The organism is Pseudomonas sp. DF5 (genome assembly GCF_058148225.1).
The window spans coordinates 39,127-55,257 of sequence record NZ_JBYVYM010000025.1 but is presented as its reverse complement, the minus strand read 5'-3'; the positions used below and the strand labels follow the sequence as shown (position 1 = coordinate 55,257).

At 60.1% G+C, this 16,131-nt stretch carries 17 protein-coding genes and 1 pseudogene; 9 read left to right on the top strand and 9 right to left on the bottom strand.

Annotated elements, in window-relative coordinates:
* Nucleotides 1–118: 118 nt before the first annotated feature.
* The 5 genes and pseudogenes from rlmD to AC30D7_RS21545 all read right to left on the bottom strand — a co-directional run bounded on the left by rlmD (nt 119) and on the right by AC30D7_RS21545 (nt 5,098).
* Complete coding sequence (gene rlmD / locus AC30D7_RS21565) at nt 119–1,471, bottom strand: 23S rRNA (uracil(1939)-C(5))-methyltransferase RlmD (protein ID WP_490135411.1); 1,353 nt, start codon at nt 1,469–1,471, stop codon at nt 119–121.
* A complete protein-coding gene (cysM, locus tag AC30D7_RS21560) occupies nt 1,471–2,373 on the bottom strand; it encodes a cysteine synthase CysM (protein WP_490135410.1) in 903 nt (300 codons plus the stop codon). The genes rlmD and cysM overlap by 1 nt, the downstream gene beginning before the upstream one ends.
* 104 nt (nt 2,374–2,477) lie before the next feature.
* On the bottom strand, nt 2,478–3,500 hold the full coding sequence (locus tag AC30D7_RS21555; RefSeq protein WP_018926293.1) for a PDDEXK nuclease domain-containing protein: 1,023 nt from the start codon (nt 3,498–3,500) through the stop codon (nt 2,478–2,480).
* A 145-nt stretch (nt 3,501–3,645) separates the two neighbouring features.
* Nucleotides 3,646–4,362: pseudogene (locus AC30D7_RS21550) on the bottom strand (sensor histidine kinase); the annotation flags it as partial.
* A 13-nt stretch (nt 4,363–4,375) separates the two neighbouring features.
* Entirely contained in the window at nt 4,376–5,098 is a 723-nt protein-coding gene (locus AC30D7_RS21545) for a response regulator transcription factor (RefSeq protein WP_490135409.1), read from the bottom strand.
* A 215-nt stretch (nt 5,099–5,313) separates the two neighbouring features.
* Here AC30D7_RS21545 and AC30D7_RS21540 point away from each other — a divergent pair, with 215 nt between their 5' ends.
* Both AC30D7_RS21540 and AC30D7_RS21535 read left to right on the top strand, forming a co-directional pair.
* Nucleotides 5,314–8,064, top strand: a complete 2,751-nt coding sequence (locus AC30D7_RS21540; RefSeq protein WP_490135408.1) for a response regulator — start codon at nt 5,314–5,316, stop codon at nt 8,062–8,064.
* A gap of 110 nt (nt 8,065–8,174) precedes the next feature.
* Entirely contained in the window at nt 8,175–9,164 is a 990-nt protein-coding gene (locus tag AC30D7_RS21535; RefSeq protein ID WP_490135407.1) for a 2-hydroxyacid dehydrogenase, read from the top strand.
* A gap of 5 nt (nt 9,165–9,169) precedes the next feature.
* Here AC30D7_RS21535 and AC30D7_RS21530 read toward each other — a convergent pair whose 3' ends face one another.
* Nucleotides 9,170–9,565 (bottom strand): hypothetical protein, encoded by a 396-nt coding sequence (locus AC30D7_RS21530; protein WP_490135406.1) that lies wholly within the window; start codon nt 9,563–9,565, stop codon nt 9,170–9,172.
* 134 nt (nt 9,566–9,699) lie between these two features.
* On the opposite strand from AC30D7_RS21530, the gene AC30D7_RS21525 reads away from it, so the two are divergent.
* Entirely contained in the window at nt 9,700–10,134 is a 435-nt protein-coding gene (locus AC30D7_RS21525; RefSeq protein ID WP_490135405.1) for a hypothetical protein, read from the top strand.
* On the top strand, nt 10,134–10,538 hold the full coding sequence (locus AC30D7_RS21520) for an META domain-containing protein (RefSeq protein ID WP_490135404.1): 405 nt from the start codon (nt 10,134–10,136) through the stop codon (nt 10,536–10,538). Before AC30D7_RS21525 ends, AC30D7_RS21520 begins: the two co-directional genes overlap by 1 nt.
* 186 nt (nt 10,539–10,724) lie before the next feature.
* Here the strand turns inward: AC30D7_RS21520 and AC30D7_RS21515 are convergent, their stop codons facing one another.
* Nucleotides 10,725–11,192, bottom strand: a complete 468-nt coding sequence (locus AC30D7_RS21515) for a TlpA family protein disulfide reductase (protein WP_490135403.1) — start codon at nt 11,190–11,192, stop codon at nt 10,725–10,727.
* 114 nt (nt 11,193–11,306) lie between these two features.
* Here AC30D7_RS21515 and arsC point away from each other — a divergent pair, with 114 nt between their 5' ends.
* The 3 genes from arsC to AC30D7_RS21500 are packed head-to-tail and all read left to right on the top strand — an operon-like array spanning nt 11,307 to nt 12,680.
* Nucleotides 11,307–11,660: an arsenate reductase (glutaredoxin) gene (arsC, locus tag AC30D7_RS21510; protein ID WP_018926301.1), complete on the top strand. Its 354-nt coding sequence runs from the start codon at nt 11,307–11,309 to the stop codon at nt 11,658–11,660.
* Nucleotides 11,657–12,262 carry an NAD(P)H:quinone oxidoreductase gene (gene wrbA / locus AC30D7_RS21505; RefSeq protein ID WP_018926302.1) on the top strand — a complete coding sequence of 202 codons (606 nt, stop codon included), beginning with the start codon at nt 11,657–11,659 and terminating at the stop codon, nt 12,260–12,262. Before arsC ends, wrbA begins: the two co-directional genes overlap by 4 nt.
* Nucleotides 12,255–12,680: a DUF2069 domain-containing protein gene (locus tag AC30D7_RS21500; protein ID WP_490135402.1), complete on the top strand. Its 426-nt coding sequence runs from the start codon at nt 12,255–12,257 to the stop codon at nt 12,678–12,680. Before wrbA ends, AC30D7_RS21500 begins: the two co-directional genes overlap by 8 nt.
* 114 nt (nt 12,681–12,794) lie before the next feature.
* Here AC30D7_RS21500 and AC30D7_RS21495 read toward each other — a convergent pair whose 3' ends face one another.
* Both AC30D7_RS21495 and ttcA read right to left on the bottom strand, forming a co-directional pair.
* Entirely contained in the window at nt 12,795–13,469 is a 675-nt protein-coding gene (locus AC30D7_RS21495; protein ID WP_305409902.1) for a DNA-3-methyladenine glycosylase I, read from the bottom strand.
* Nucleotides 13,470–13,599: 130 nt separating this feature from the next.
* Nucleotides 13,600–14,424, bottom strand: coding sequence for a tRNA 2-thiocytidine(32) synthetase TtcA (gene ttcA, locus AC30D7_RS21490; protein ID WP_007937538.1), 825 nt, complete (start codon nt 14,422–14,424; stop codon nt 13,600–13,602).
* Between the two features lie 447 nt (nt 14,425–14,871).
* Here ttcA and AC30D7_RS21485 point away from each other — a divergent pair, with 447 nt between their 5' ends.
* Nucleotides 14,872–15,474, top strand: a complete 603-nt coding sequence (locus AC30D7_RS21485; protein WP_490135401.1) for a Yip1 family protein — start codon at nt 14,872–14,874, stop codon at nt 15,472–15,474.
* 149 nt (nt 15,475–15,623) lie between these two features.
* Entirely contained in the window at nt 15,624–16,118 is a 495-nt protein-coding gene (locus AC30D7_RS21480; RefSeq protein WP_007937535.1) for a SprT family zinc-dependent metalloprotease, read from the top strand.
* The last annotated feature ends 13 nt before the right edge of the window (nt 16,119–16,131 follow it).

Here is a 16,131-nt window from a genome sequence, read left to right as displayed (position 1 = left end):
GCTTTACCTTCCCTACGACGCAGATTCAATGCGTCAAATCGCTGACCTTCATTGTCCGGGCGCCCCGTCGGGCTGGTGCGTGGCCGCACGGACGGTCAGTCGGACCAGACGAGCCATCCTAGCTCGCTTCAAATAACGCCATGGCCTCGACATGCGCCGTTTGAGGAAACATATCGAGAATCCCGGCACGTTTTAACCGGTAGCCCTGCTTGATCAATTCGACCGTATCGCGCGCCAGAGTTGCAGGGTTGCACGACACATAAACCAATCGTTCGGCACCCAGGGACGCCAGCTTGCGCACCACCTCGAAAGCACCGTCGCGAGGTGGGTCCAAGAGTACCGCACAAAAGCCTTCGCTGGCCCATTCGGCATCAGCCAAAGGCTGGGATAAATCGGCCTGAAAAAATTTCGCGTTATGCAAATTATTACTAGCGGCGTTCGCGGCGGCTCGCTCGACCATGGCCTGCACACCTTCCACCGCCACCACTTCACGAACGGTCCTGGCCAGCGGCAAGGCAAAATTGCCCAACCCACAGAACAGATCCAGAACCCGCTCATCGGCTTTCGGCGCCAACCATTCCAGCGCCTGAGCGACCATCGCTTCGTTGACCCCGGCGTTGACCTGGATGAAATCTCCAGGCCGATACGCCAGGTTCAAATCCCACTGTTCAAGGCGATAGCCCAAGGACTGATCGGCCACGACCGGTTGCGGCTCGCCGTCGCCATGCAACCACAACTGAGCCTCATGGAGCGCGCAGAATTCCTTGAGGATCGTCATGTCGGCTTCGGACAACGGCGCCATGTGCCGCAGCAAGACCGCCAACGACGAACCGCTGAACAATTCCACATGCCCCAGTGCCTGAGGTTTGCTCAAGCGCCGCAACATGTCCGGCAAACGGGTCATGATCGGCTGCAAGGGCTGTACCAGCACCGGGCACTCGTTGATGGCGACGATGTCCTGGCTACCGGCTGCGCGGAAACCGACTTCGAGCTTTTTCGCCTTCATGTCCCAACGCACCGCCACCCGGGCACGACGCCGGTAGCCGAATTCCGGACCGCTCAATGGCGCAGCCCACTCTTCGGGTTCGACGCCGGCGACCCGCGACAATTGCTCGGCGAGCATGCGCTGTTTCAGGGCGAGTTGTTCGTTATGGGGCAGATGCTGCACGCTGCAACCACCGCAGCGACCGGCATGGGCGCACGGTGCCGGGCGACGCAATTCGCTGGCCTGGAACACCCGTTCGGTACGCGCCTCGACCACTTTACCGTGGGCACCCAAGACCCGCGCCTCGACTTCTTCACCGGCCAAGGCGCCGATGACGAACCAGGTGCGACCTTCAAAAAACGCGATACCGCGACCGTCATTAGCCAGGCGCTCGATGTTCAAGCGCTGCTTTTTGCCGGTTGGGACTTGCGGGGCCTTGCTGCCACCCGTGGGCTGGAAGCGCAGGCCTCTCTCTTGCTTGGCCATCAGTTGGGCGCGTCGAAAATGCCGGTCGACAAGTAACGGTCGCCACGGTCACAGATGATCGCAACGATCACCGCGCTTTCAACTTCTTTGGACAGGCGCAGCATCGCCGCCACGGCACCGCCCGAAGACACGCCGCAGAAGATGCCTTCTTCGCGCGCCAGACGACGGGTCACGTCTTCGGCCTCGCTTTGCGCCATGTCGACGATCCGGTCCACGCGATCGGCCTGATAAATCTTTGGCAGGTATTCCTGCGGCCAGCGGCGGATGCCTGGAATTGCCGAGCCTTCCATGGGTTGCAGACCGATGATCTGCACGTTCTCGTTCTGTTCTTTCAGGTAGCGCGAGACACCCATGATGGTGCCGGTGGTGCCCATCGAGCTGACGAAATGGGTGATGGTGCCCTGGGTCTGACGCCAGATTTCCGGACCAGTGGTGGTGTAGTGCGCCTCGGGGTTGTCACCGTTGGCGAACTGATCGAGCACCTTGCCACGGCCTTCGGCTTCCATTCGCTGGGCGAGGTCGCGCGCGCCTTCCATGCCTTCTTCCTGGCTGACCAGAATCAGCTCGGCGCCATAGGCCGTCATCGCGGCTTTACGCTCGGCGCTGGAGTTGTCCGGCATGATCAGGATCATCTTGTAACCCTTGATCGCGGCGGCCATGGCCAGGGCAATCCCGGTGTTACCCGAAGTCGCTTCGATCAGCGTGTCGCCGACGTGGATCTGCCCGCGCAATTCGGCGCGGGTGATCATCGACAGCGCCGGACGATCCTTGACCGAACCCGCCGGGTTGTTCCCTTCGAGCTTGAGCAAAAGCGTGTTGCTGGTGACGCCAGGCAGGCGCTGCAAACGGACCAGCGGAGTGTTGCCGACGCAATCGGCGATGGTTGGGTACTGCAAGGTCATGGCGTATTCGCAATCCGGACTGCGGGGGCGCCTATCATACCGGCAAACGTGCGCAGGCCATATCACGCAAAGTAAGGGGCTTATGGCTTATGGGAATAAGCAGTTCACTCCTCTTCTCCTTGTGCAATATTCAATGCATAAAACTCATGCAATTTGGCCTGCAGCAGCTGTTTGTCCGGAAGCTGGACCTGGTATTCAGCGATCAACGCTGGCGACAGGCTGCGGTTAAGGGCGTATTCGACCACTTCGTCATCCTTACTGGCGCAGAGCAACACACCGATGGCCGGGTTTTCGTGGGGTTTGCGCTCCTTGCGATCCAGCGCTTCCAAATAGAAGTTCAGCTTGCCCAAATACTCCGGCTTAAAACGACCGACCTTAAGCTCAATGGCTACAAGACAATTAAGGCCACGGTGGAAGAACAGCAGGTCCAGGGAAAAATCACACCCACCCACTTGAAGCGGATACTCGGAACCGACAAAGCAGAAATCGCGGCCAAGCTCGCTCAGGAATTCTTTGAGGCGCGCCATCAACCCTTTATGCAGATCAGTTTCGGCATGGCCACCCGGCAGGTCGAGAAACTCGAGCATGTAGGCGTCGCGGAATATCTCAAGCGCTGCCGGGTGGGCTTGTCTCAGCACTGCTGAGATTTTTGCTGGTTGGGTCACGCTTCGTTCAAACAGTGCGGTTTTGAACTGACGCTCTAGTTCGCGCTTCGACCATTTTTCCTGAACTGCCAAACGCACGTAGAACTCCCGCTCTTCCGGCCGTTTACTCTGGCTGAAAATGATCAGGTTATGCGACCAGGACAATTGTCGCACCAGTGGTGCGACTTTCTCTTCAGCGTGATAAGTCTCATAGAACTGGCGCATGCGAAACAAGTTCGACCGGGTAAACCCGCGCAACCCCGGTTGAGTCTGAGCCAGATGCTCAGCCAGTTGGCTGACCACAGAATCGCCCCACTCAGCCTGTTCCAGCTTGCGGCTGATGTAAGCACCGACCTGCCAATACAGCTCGATCAACTGGGTATTCACCGCCTGCATGGCCTGCTGTTTGGCATTTTGAATCAGCGCAAGCACTTCATTGAAACGGTCGTCGTGTGCGTTGCCGGGGACGCTGGATGCATTCATACCGAACTCCTGGAGGACGAGGAAAAACGCGAGTCTATTCCGTCAAGTCAGGCTTAAGGTGTCGGCGATACCCTTTAAGAAAGGTCGTACAAAATAACGGGAACGCTCCGGCAAAATCAGCAAGCCTCTTCGCGGCCGGGGTTGATCACGCAATTTGTGGTCGACACATATCAATTGTGGGAGCGGGGGCGTCATCATTGTCGCCATGGAGATCAGCCAATAACAGCATATTCAGCCGTAAGCCCCGCCCTGCATTCTCCGCCCAAAGCCGCCCGCCCTGCCGCTGCACCGCATTCCTCGCAATGCTCAACCCCAACCCGAACCCACCCTCCCCCGGCCGTGAACCGTCGAGCCGGATGAACGGCGAGAAGATCCGCTCAAGATCCTCGTCAGCCACCCCACCGCCCTCGTCCTCCAGCCACAGATGCCAGAAGTCGCCATCGCGCCTGCCATCGAGCGTCACGACAGCTCCCTTCGGTGAATGACGAATGGCATTGCGCAGGATGTTTTCCAGCGCCTGGGCCAGGGTATTGAGATGGCCGCGCACCCAACAGGAGGCATCCACCGCACAATGCAACTGACTCGCCGGCCAGCCACTTTCATAGCAAGCGTTTTCCGTGAGTATTTCCCACAAGGCCTGGACCTGGATTGCCTCATCGGGCAACGGCGTGTTCTCGGTGCCGAGCCAGGCCAGTTGCAGCGTATCCTCGACCAGGCGCTGCATGCCGTCGACTTCCCGGCTGATGCGCTCGCGCAATTGCTCCAGATCCTGCTCGCTCTCGCAGGCCACCCGCAACCGGCTGAGCGGCGTGCGCAATTCGTGAGACAGATCGCGCAGCAGTTGCTGTTGCCGGGCCACCGTGCGGCCCGACACGTCAGACCACTTCATCGACCGCACTCAATACGTACCCTTTGCCCCACACCGTGCGCACTTCACGCTCGGTGTAGCCGATGGCCTTGAGCTTGCGGCGAATCTGACTGATATGCATATCCAGGCTGCGGTCATGGGGCGCATAACGGCGCTGCAACACCTGCTGATAAAGGAACGCCTTGCTCAACACTTCATCGCCGTTGCGGTTCAGCGTGTCCAGCAAGCGGTATTCGCTGCGGGTCAGGCCGGCCGCGTATTCGCCCCAAAAGACCTCCCCCAGTTCATCGTCGAAACGCAGGCTGTCCAGCACCGGGGTAATAGGTGCCGGCGTAAGCCGACGGTCGAGCGCCACCCGCCGCAGGATCGCTTCGATGCGCACCCGCAGCTCGGCCATGCTGAAGGGCTTGGGCAGGTAATCGTCGGCGCCGAGGCGAAAGCCACTGATGCGGTCCGCCTCGGCGCCCAGCGCCGACATCAGCACCACCGGCGTGGAATGGCTCTGGCGCAATTGGGTCAGCACTGCCAGGCCATCGAGCCCCGGCAACAGGATATCCATCAACACCAAGTCGAAAGCCTGCTGGCGCGCAATCGCCAGGCCTTCCTGCCCGTTCTGGCACCAGGTCACCTGAAAACCGCAGTGCCCCAGATGCTCATGAACATAAGCACCGAGCACTGGATCGTCTTCGATAGAGAGGATGCGAGGATGGTCAATCGCGATGGGAGTCATGAGTATCTGCAAATAATTCTCAATTGCTGATTATTCAAGATTGCCTCTCCAGGGGCAACCCAAGGTTCGCCTCCCTGGACCAAAGCATTGAACTGACCGACGAATGACGACATCAATTTTACGAAGATTGCCCGCATGCAAATCGCTACACTGCGCAGGTGGCGCATGCCGGACGCATGTGCAGGTCAATAAATAGCTGGATGCAGGAGAGATGCGTGCTCAAGAAACTGGGAATCAAAGGCCGCGTGCTGTTACTGACCCTGTTGCCAACCACCCTGATGGCGCTGGTCCTGGGCGGCTATTTCACCTGGATGCAGCAATCGGACCTGCAAGCCCAACTCATGCAGCGCGGCGAAATGATCGCCGAACAGCTGGCGCCATTGGTGGCCCCTGCCATGGGTCGCAAAGACAACGAGCTGCTGGAGCGCATCGCCACCCAGTCCCTGGAACAGACCGACGTGCGCGCGGTGACCTTCCTCGCCCCCGACCGCACGCCCCTGGCCCATGCCGGCCCGACGATGCTCAATCAGGCGCCGCTGGGCAACGGTTCACAACTGCTGCGCCGCAGCGGCAATGACGCCACGCGTTACCTGCTGCCGGTGTTCGGCAAACACCGCAACCTGGCCGGCGACCTGATCCCCGATGAAGCCGACCGCCTGCTGGGCTGGGTCGAGCTCGAACTGTCCCACAACGGCATGTTGCTGCGCGGTTACCGCAGCCTGTTCGCCAGCCTGCTACTGATCGGCGGGGGCCTGGCCGGTGCGGCGCTGCTGGCGTTACGCATGGGCCAGACCATCAACCGGCCATTGAGCCAGATCAAACAGGCCGTGGCGCAACTCAAGGACGGTCATCTGGAAACCCGCCTGCCGCCCCTCGGCAGCCAGGAACTGGATGAACTGGCGTCCGGCATCAACCGCATGGCCGGGACCCTGCAGAACGCGCAGGAAGAATTGCAAAACAGCGTCGACCAGGCCACCGAAGACGTGCGCCAGAACCTGGAAACCATCGAAATCCAGAACATCGAACTGGACCTGGCGCGCAAAGAAGCCCTGGAGGCGAGCCGGATCAAATCCGAGTTCCTGGCCAACATGAGTCATGAAATCCGCACGCCGCTCAACGGCATTCTCGGCTTCACGCATCTGCTGCAAAAAAGCGAACTGACGCCGCGCCAGCTCGATTACCTGGGCACCATAGAAAAGTCGGCCGACAGCCTGCTGGGGATCATCAACGAGATTCTCGACTTCTCGAAAATCGAGGCCGGCAAACTGGTGCTCGACCATATTCCGTTCAACCTGCGCGACTTGCTGCAAGACACCTTGAACATCCTCGCCCCGGCCGCCCACGCCAAAGAGCTTGAGCTGGTGAGCCTGGTTTATCGCGATACGCCACTGTCGCTGGTGGGCGATCCGCTGCGACTCAAGCAGATCCTCACAAACCTTGTGAGCAATGCGATCAAGTTCACCCGCGAAGGCACCATCGTCGCCCGTGCGATGCTCGAAGAAGAGCATGAAGACAGCGTGCAACTGCGCATCAGCATTCAGGACACCGGCATCGGTTTGTCGAACCAAGACGTGCGCGCCTTGTTCCAGGCCTTCAGCCAGGCCGATAACTCGTTGTCCCGACAACCCGGCGGCACCGGCCTCGGGCTGGTGATTTCCAAACGGTTGATCGAACAAATGGGCGGCGAGATCGGCGTCGACAGCACACCGGGCGAAGGCTCGGAATTCTGGATCAGCCTGAGCCTGCCCAAAACCCGCGACGACGCCGAAGACCTGCCAGGTCCACCGCTGCTCGGGCAGCGGGTGGCAGTCCTGGAAAACCATGAACTGGCCCGTCAGGCATTGCAGCATCAACTGGAAGACTGCGGCTTGGCCGTCACGCCGTTCAATACCCTGGAAAGCCTGGCCAACGGCGTAACCGGCGCCCACCAGACCGATCAGGCAATCGGCCTGGCGGTGCTCGGCATCACCAGCAACGACATGCCGCCGGAGCGCCTCAACCAGCACATCTGGGACCTTGAACACCTGGGCTGCAGAGTGCTGGTGCTGTGCCCGACCACCGAACTGACGCTGTTCCACCTCTCGGTGCCCAACCCCCACAGCCAGCTCCAGTCCAAACCGGCCTGCACCCGCAAGCTGCGTCGGGCCTTGTCTGATCTGGTCAACCCGCGCCAGCAGCGCAGCGACCCCGCCGAACCGGTTTCCAGCCGTGCACCGAAGGTCCTTTGCGTCGACGACAACCCGGCCAACCTGCTACTGGTGCAAACCCTGCTTGAAGACATGGGCGCCAAGGTACTCGCGGTAGAAAGTGGTTACGCCGCGGTCAAGGCTGTACAGAACGAGACTTTCGATCTGGTGCTGATGGACGTGCAAATGCCCGGCATGGATGGGCGTCAAAGCACCGAAGCCATTCGCCAATGGGAAAGCGAGCGGCATTGCACGCCACTGCCGGTCGTCGCCCTTACCGCCCATGCAATGGCCAACGAAAAACGCGCGTTGCTGCAAAGCGGCATGGACGACTACCTGACCAAACCCATCAGCGAACGGCAACTGGCGCAAGTGGTGTTGAAATGGACGGGCCTGGCGCTGCGCAATCAGGGACCAGAGCGCAATCGCGACAGCAACAGCAGTCATGAACTGCAGGTGCTCGATCACGAAGAAGGCCTGCGCCTGGCGGCCGGCAAGGCCGATCTGGCGGCGGACATGCTGGCAATGCTGCTGGCCTCCCTGGAAGCCGACCGCGAGGCCATCCGCGTCGCCCGTGAAGCCAACGATCAAAATGCCCTGATCGAGCGGGTCCATCGCCTGCACGGGGCAACCCGTTATTGCGGCGTACCGCAACTGCGCGCGGCCTGCCAGCGCAGCGAAACCTTGCTCAAGCAACAAGACCCGAAAGCCTCCGGCGCTCTGGAAGAACTCGAACGCGCTATCAATCGCCTGGCGGCTCATGCGCGTATCAATGCCTGATGCAGCGCAATAACGCCGGGGGCGTTGAACGCTAAACTCAACCCCCGTAGCAGCTGCCGAACGCAGGTTTCGCCAGCTGCTACGGGGTTTGAGATCTCCAGGAGGACAGCATGCGCACGATTCTTTTCAGCAGCCAGACCTACGACCGCGACAGTTTTCTCGCCGCCGACTTGCCCACCGGCATCGAACTGCATTTCCAGCCGGCGCGACTAAGCCTCGATACGGCAGCGCTGGCCGAGCATCACGAAGTGGTCTGTGCCTTCATTAATGATGATCTCAGCGCCCCGGTGCTCGAACGCCTCGCGGCGGGCGGAACACGCCTGATCGCCCTGCGCTCGGCCGGTTACAACCATGTCGACCTCGTAGCGGCCAAGCGCCTGGGATTGGTGATTGTGCGGGTCCCGGCCTACTCACCCCACGCCGTGGCCGAACACGCGGTGGCGTTGATCCTGGCACTTAACCGCCGCCTGCACCGCGCCTATAACCGTACCCGCGAGGGCGATTTCAGCCTGCACGGGTTGACTGGTTTCGACCTGGTGAACAAGACCGTCGGCGTGGTTGGCACCGGGCAGATCGGTACGACCTTCGCAAAAATCATGCACGGCTTCGGTTGCCACTTGCTGGCTTATGACCCCTATCCGAACCCGCAGGTCGAAGCCCTCGGCGCACGCTACCTGAGCTTGCCGCAACTGCTGGCCGAGTCGCAGATCATCAGCCTGCATTGCCCGCTCAACGAGCAAAGCAAACATTTAATCAACCGCGAGTCACTGGCGCACATGCAGCCCGGCGCGATGCTGATCAACACCGGGCGCGGTGGTCTGGTCGATACGCCGGCGCTGATCGATGCGTTGAAGGACGGTCAATTGGGCTATCTGGGGCTGGATGTCTATGAAGAGGAGGCGCAGTTGTTCTTCGAGGACCGCTCCGACCTGCCACTGCAGGACGATGTGCTGGCACGCCTGCTGACCTTTCCGAACGTGATCGTCACCGCACACCAAGCCTTCCTCACTCGCGAAGCCCTGGGTGCGATTGCCGCGACTACTTTGCAGAACATCGCAGCCTGGGTGGCCGGTTCGCCGCAGAATCAGGTCGAAAGCTGAGCGGCTCAGGCCTTGGACAAGATGATCATCAGGCCCAACCAGCCGAAGCCCAGCAAACGCTGACCCGTTGAATGCCCGCGGCGCAGCAGGAACCAGACAAAAAACGGTGGCAGTAAAAAAATCATCAATTTCAGCCACAGCTCCACCGGACGCGGCCCATTGAGCACCGATACCGGAACCTCAGCCTGGACTTCGGTTTTTCGTTTACGCCCGAATGCGGCCGGAGTCACCCGTGGCACACTCTCATTGCTCGGTAAACGCCCGAAAGAGAGCGCTGCTTCCACAGGCGCTGCCGTCGAAGTGACCGTTTGCACCGTTGCCGCAGGCGCACCGCAATGAACACAAGCAGGCGCAGTGGAACTGATGCGTTGCTTGCACTCGTAACATTCGATCAACGCCATTTCTGTTCCTTAGAGATGAAAAAGTGGCAGTTTGCCATGGGTTAGCAGGCAATTTGAACCTGATCGAAGGTCACATGCCCGCGCCATGCTGCGTTGATGCCCGTGCTAGCATATCGCGCATATTTGGAGGACCCATGGTCGAACACGATTTCCGCTACAGCCTGATGAACCCGCAACACACCCTCACCGAATGCCGCGCCCTGGTGCCGGGGCGTTATCAAGTCACCGGCAACGGTGGCTCGATTCGTAATAACGACGTGCTGGTAGTGACCCTCAAAGGCAGCAAGGACTTATCCATGCGCCTGACCGTCGAAACGGTTCGCCACCTGATCAACCCGCCTGGCCAATGGGTCGCGGTGGCCAGTGGTCCGGTGTTCGGCGAACTGGCGATCCACACCTGGAAAGTCAACTGCGACAGCTGCGCCAAAGAGCTGAGCTTCGAGTTCGCGGTTGACGCCAAGCTGGGCAACAAGGCCGAAAAACCAGCCGCCACCGCACGGATTGCCGAACTGGGCTGGACCGCTTCTGGCGAAAAACACCTGTGCCCGAAATGCCGGGAGCTTGCGTGATGAAACGCCTTGCTCTGACCACGATGGTCGGTGCCAGCCTGCTGGGCTGCGCCGCCGAGCCGGCAAAGTTGCAACAGAACCGCAGCTACATTCTGGAATGGATCGGCGAGCGTCCGCTGATGGACTACAGCCACCTGACCATCACCCTCGGTGACGATGGTCGGGCCTATGGTAACGGCGGCTGCAACCACTGGTTCGCGCCGTATTCCCTGGAAGGTGAAAAGCTCAGCTTCGGCAAGATCGGCAGCACCCGCAAACTCTGCGCGCCGGCGCTGATGGAGCAGGAAAAACGCTTCCTGCAGGCGCTGGAAAACGTCCAGCGCTGGGACGTTTCACCGATCGAGCAGATGCGCTTCTGGCCGGCCGAAGGCAAGCCATTGCGTTGGTGGCTTGAAGAGGGGTGATTGCCCCTCGGTTGTAGCCAAGTGACTTGTGGCGAGGGGGCTTGCCCCCGTTCGGCTGCGCAGCAGTCGCAAAACGTACACCCGCAATGTCTGATGAAACGAGGTTTCAGGGTTTAGGGCTGCTTCGCAGCCCAACGGGGGCAAGCCCCCTCGCCACAAAGCTCCTTTGCCACAGGCGGTGCTCGGTCAGTTGGTCGCCTGCAACGCCTCAAGCTTCGCCATCACTCCCGCCGCCGTCTGCTCGCCCATCAACTGTTCCCGCACCTTGCCCTTGTTGTCGATGATGTAAGTCACTGGCAGCGCTTCACTGCGTGGCAATTCGAAAAGGTCGGCCGGATCCTGGGCCAGCACAGTGAACTTGATCCCCAGCTTCTCGCTGGCGCTTTTCAGCTCTTCACCCTGCACATTGTCGAAGTTGACCCCGAACACGCCGATCTTCTTGCCCTGGAGCTGCTCGGCCAACACATTCAGCTGTGGGATTTCGGTCCGGCACGGGCTGCACCACTCGGCCCAGTAATTGAGCACCAGCCATTGTTTGTCCAGACGCTCGGCGGCGACCTTGTGACCATTCTGGTCGATGCCATAGTCGTTGCCACAGCCCCCCAGCAATAACGCCCCCATGATCGCCAATGCCGCTGCCAGTCGCCTTGTCATGTCTCAATCCTTGTCAAAAATAGAATGCACCTGCGACCCATCGCCTCCCAAGGTTCTGGATTACGCGCCGCACAGTTAGAATAGCCGCCACTTTACGCAAGAAGCGACCCGCACATGACCGATCTGACGCTTTATCACAACCCGCGCTGCTCGAAATCCCGCGGTGCGCTCGAACTCATCGAAGCCCGTGGCCTGACGCCAACGGTCGTCCGCTACCTGGAAACACCACTGGACGCCGCGCAAATCCAGAGCCTGTTGAGCAAACTCGGCATCAGCGCCCGGCAATTGCTGCGCACCGGCGAGGACGAGTACAAAACCCTCAACCTGGCCGACAGCAGCTTGAGCGAAGCGCAATTGATCGCCGCCATTGCCGCACACCCGAAACTCATGGAGCGGCCGATTCTCGAAGTCGGCGACAAAGCCATCATCGGCCGTCCGCCGGAGAATGTACTGGAGTTGCTGCCGTGAGCGCGCCGTACATTCTGGTGCTGTATTACAGCCGCAGCGGCTCGACCAATGAAATGGCCCGGCAGATTGCCCGTGGCGTCGAGCAGGCCGGCCTTGAAGCCAGGTTGCGCACGGTGCCGGCGATCTCCACTGAATGCGAAGCCGTGGCGCCGGACATTCCCGATGAAGGCGCGCTGTACGCCAGCCTCGACGATTTGAAGAACTGCGCCGGCCTGGCCCTGGGCAGCCCGACCCGCTTCGGCAACATGGCCGCACCGCTGAAATACTTCCTCGACGGCACCAGCAACCTGTGGCTGACCGGCGCCCTGGTGGGCAAACCGGCCGGAGTCTTCACCTCGACCGCCAGCCTGCACGGCGGCCAGGAAACCACGCTGCTGTCGATGATGCTGCCGTTGCTGCACCACGGCATGCTGATTACCGGCCTGCCTTACAGCGAATCGGCACTGCTGGAAACCCGTGGCGGCGGCACGCCTTACGGCGCCAGTCATCACGCCGGGGCCGATGGCAAAAGCGGTTTGAACGAACATGAAGTTGCATTGTGCCGTGCCTTGGGCCTGCGCCTGGCGAAGACTGCGCAGAAACTGGAGAGCCATCGTGGCTAAGAAGCCTAAGGTGTTGCCTGCCATCGAATGGCTTGAACCGCGTGTACGGGCGATGCGCGTCATCAGCCTGCTGTGCTTTTTCGGCCTGGCGGGGCTGCTTTGCGCCTACTACCTGGTGTTCGCCGACCTGCATGGCGCGCGGCCGTGGGTGATTCTGCTGATCGAACTGGTGCCGCTGCTGTTGCTGGCACCGGGAATGATCGTCGGCAGTGCCCGTGGGCATTCGTGGATGTGTTTTGTGGTGAATCTGTACTTCATCAAGGGCGCATTGGCCGCCTATGACCCGAACCGGCAGCTGTTCGGTTTGCTGGAGATGGGCGCGAGCCTGGCGGTGTTCTGCTCGGCGATGCTGTATGTGCGGTGGCGGTATCAGTTGAACCGCAAGTTGGCGGGGGAAGGCGAGACCAGCGTCGCTTGACACACCGCCATCGCAGGCAAGCCAGCTCCCACAGGATCTGTGTTGAAACACAATGGTGTGATCAACTCAAAACCCTGTGGGAGCGGGCTTGCCCGCGATGAAATCGACTCGGTCTCAATGATTCACGGTGTAAGCCAGCATCATCGATATCTGGCTCATCGGCCGTCCACCGCTCTCTTCGTGCCATTGGTTGAACGCATTCTGCACCGTGGCCAGGTCTCGCAGACTGCTCGGCACCTTGTCGACGATCTGCTGTGCATTCAGCGCTGCCACCACGTCGTAGCTCGGCACGAAAGTGTCCTTGCCGACCATCCGCAAGAATCGCGGCGCCGATAACCCGCCCAACTGATGGCCGTGTTTTTTCAGGTAGGTCCACAAGCCGACAATATCGGTCACCGGCCAGTCGGCGAGCAACGCGCCAAAGCTGCCCTTCTCATGGGCTACGTCCAGAATGAACTGCGCATTGCGCGGCACGCTCTTGAGCTTGCCCAAGTGGCGGATGATTCGCGCGTCCTGCATCAAGCGCTCCAGATGTTCGGCACTCATCAGCACAACCTTTTCCGGGTCGAACTTGAAGAACACTTCTTCGAACGCCGGCCACTTGGCGTCCACCAGGCTGTGCTTGAGCCCGGCACGGAATACCCGCAACGCCATGGTCGAGAGGTAGCGGTCGTCGCTGATCTTGCGCAATTGCGCCGGGGTCTTGGGAACCGGCAGATGGGCTTCCAGTTCAGCCGCCGAACCAAAGCGGTTCAGACAGTATTCGTGCAGCCACTTGTAATCGCGCATGCCCTCTCCTGAGGATTGAAGCGAAAAACCAACTGTGGGAGCGGGCTTGCTCGCGAAAGCGGTGTGCCATTCAACATGAATGTCGGATGACACTAAGCATTCGCGAGCAAGCCCGCTCCCACAAAAGCGTTCAGAGGTTCACTACGTTAACGAACCGCGATGCGGCGCTTTCGTCGATACGCAGGTTGGTGAAGTCGAACAGGTTGCGGTCCGCCAGTTGCGACGGGATCACGTTCTGCAGGCTGCGGAAAATACTCTCGGTACGGCCCGGGGTCTTGCGTTCCCACTCCTGCAGCATCTCCTTAACCACCTGGCGTTGCAGGTTTTCCTGGGAGCCGCAGAGGTTGCACGGGATGATCGGGAATTGCTTGAGGTCCGAGTAGGCCTGGATGTCTTTTTCGTTGCAGTAGGCCAGCGGGCGGATGACCACGTTGCGCCCGTCGTCGGCACGCAGCTTTGGCGGCATGGCCTTGAGCGAGCCGTTGAAGAACATGTTCAGGAAGAACGTCTCGACGATGTCGTCACGGTGGTGACCGAGGGCCATTTTGGTCGCGCCGATTTCGTCGGCAAAGGTGTACAGCGTGCCGCGACGCAAGCGCGAGCAGAGCGAGCAAGTGGTCTTGCCTTCCGGGATCAGCTCCTTGACCACCGAGTAGGTGTCTTTCTCGACGATGTGGTACTCGATGCCCAGTTCTTTGAGGTAAGCCGGCAGCACGTGCTCGGGGAAGCCCGGCTGCTTCTGGTCCATGTTCACGGCGACGATCTCGAACTTGATCGGGGCGACTTTCTGCAAATGCATCAGCACGTCGAGCATGGTGTAGCTGTCCTTGCCACCGGACAGGCAGACCATGACCTTGTCGCCGTCTTCAATCATATTGAAATCGGCAACAGCCTCACCGGCCTGGCGGCGAAGGCGCTTTTGCAGTTTGTTCTGGTTGACCGTAAGAGTGCCCATGACGCGAAATCCGTGAGGTGTGACGAAAGGTCGGCATTTTACGCAAAAACCCTGACGGGGCGAAGCCTGCACTTATATGACTTGAGCATACCCCTGTGGCGAGGGAGCTTGCTCCCGCTCGGCTGCGCAGCAGTCGCAAAACCTGCCGCCGCGGTTTGCCTGACACAACAGGGAGGACTGTTTTGGGGCCGCTTCGCGCTGGAGCGCCAGCCCGGCCCAGCGGGAGCAAGCTCCCTCGCCACAGGTTCCATTCGGCACAGACCTTGCGGCGATTAACAAGATTGTTTACAGCGCGATTTGCTCTAAAGCCCTCGCACTATTGCCAGTGACTCCTTTCTATACTGCGACATAAGGTCACATACGTATTCAGACCTGTTCTTACCTGGCCACTTTGGCCCGTAAGCGCTCCGCTGGGGGGCGATGGCAACAACAAGAGGAGTGACTGGCATGATCCATCACGTAGTGGGGCTCTTCACCCACCCTGACCAGGAATGGAAAGAAATCCGTGGCGACGAGGAAGAAAGCATCAGCCACATGTACCTGACGCACACCCTGATTCTGGCGGCGATCCCCGCCGTCTCGGCATTTATAGGCACTACGCAAGTCGGCTGGGTCATCGGTAATCGAGCGCCGGTCATGCTGACCATGGAAAGCGCGCTATGGATGACCATCATGTCGTACCTGGCGATGCTCGGCGGTGTCGCGGTGATGGGCGCCTTCATTCACTGGATGGCCCGCACCTATGACGCCAACCCGAGCCTGGCGCGCTGTATCGCATTCGCCACGTACACCGCCACCCCACTGTTCATCGGCGGCCTGGCGGCGCTGTACCCGCACTTGTGGCTGGGGATGATCGTCGGCACCGCGGCTGTCTGCTACACGGTGTACCTGCTGTATGTAGGGCTACCAACGTTCATGAACATTCCATCTGACGAGGGCTTCCTGTTTTCGAGCTCGGTGCTCGCCGTAGGACTGGTGGTGCTGGTAGCCATCATGGCGTTTACCGTGATTGTCTGGGGCCTTGGCGTGGGACCGGTCTATACCAACTGACAAACAAGCGCCGACATAAAAAACACGTTCCGCCACTACAGGCCGCCGCAAGGCGGCCTTCTAATGCGAGCAACGACCATTCGGCGCCTGAGCGATTCGCAAGCCCTCGGGGTTGCGGCATACTCGACATCCTTGGAGATCCATCAAGCATGCCCGAGCAACTCAATACCCGCGTCGAAGACTGTTTCCTGCAAGCCGAATCCTTTTTCAAACGACCTTTCAAACGCCCCGTGGTGAGCCTCAAGCTGCGCGGGCAAAAAGCCGGTGTCGCGCACTTGCACGAGAACCTGCTGCGCTTCAACCCGCAGCTGTACCGGGAAAACACCGAAGACTTCCTCAAGCAGACCGTGGCGCATGAAGTCGCGCACCTGATCGCCCATCAACTGTTCGGCGACCGCATCCAGCCCCACGGCGAAGAATGGCAACTGATCATGCGTGGCGTTTACGAACTGCCGCCCAACCGCTGCCACACCTATGACGTCAAACGCCGCAGCGTGACCCGCTACATCTACAAATGCCCCTGCGCCGACAGCGATTTCCCGTTTTCGGCCCAGCGTCATAGCCTGGTGCGCCAGGGGCGGCGGTATTTGTGCCGGCGTTGTCGCAGTACGTTGGTGTTCAGTGGGGAGATGCGGGTCGAATAAGTTGAGTTTCGGC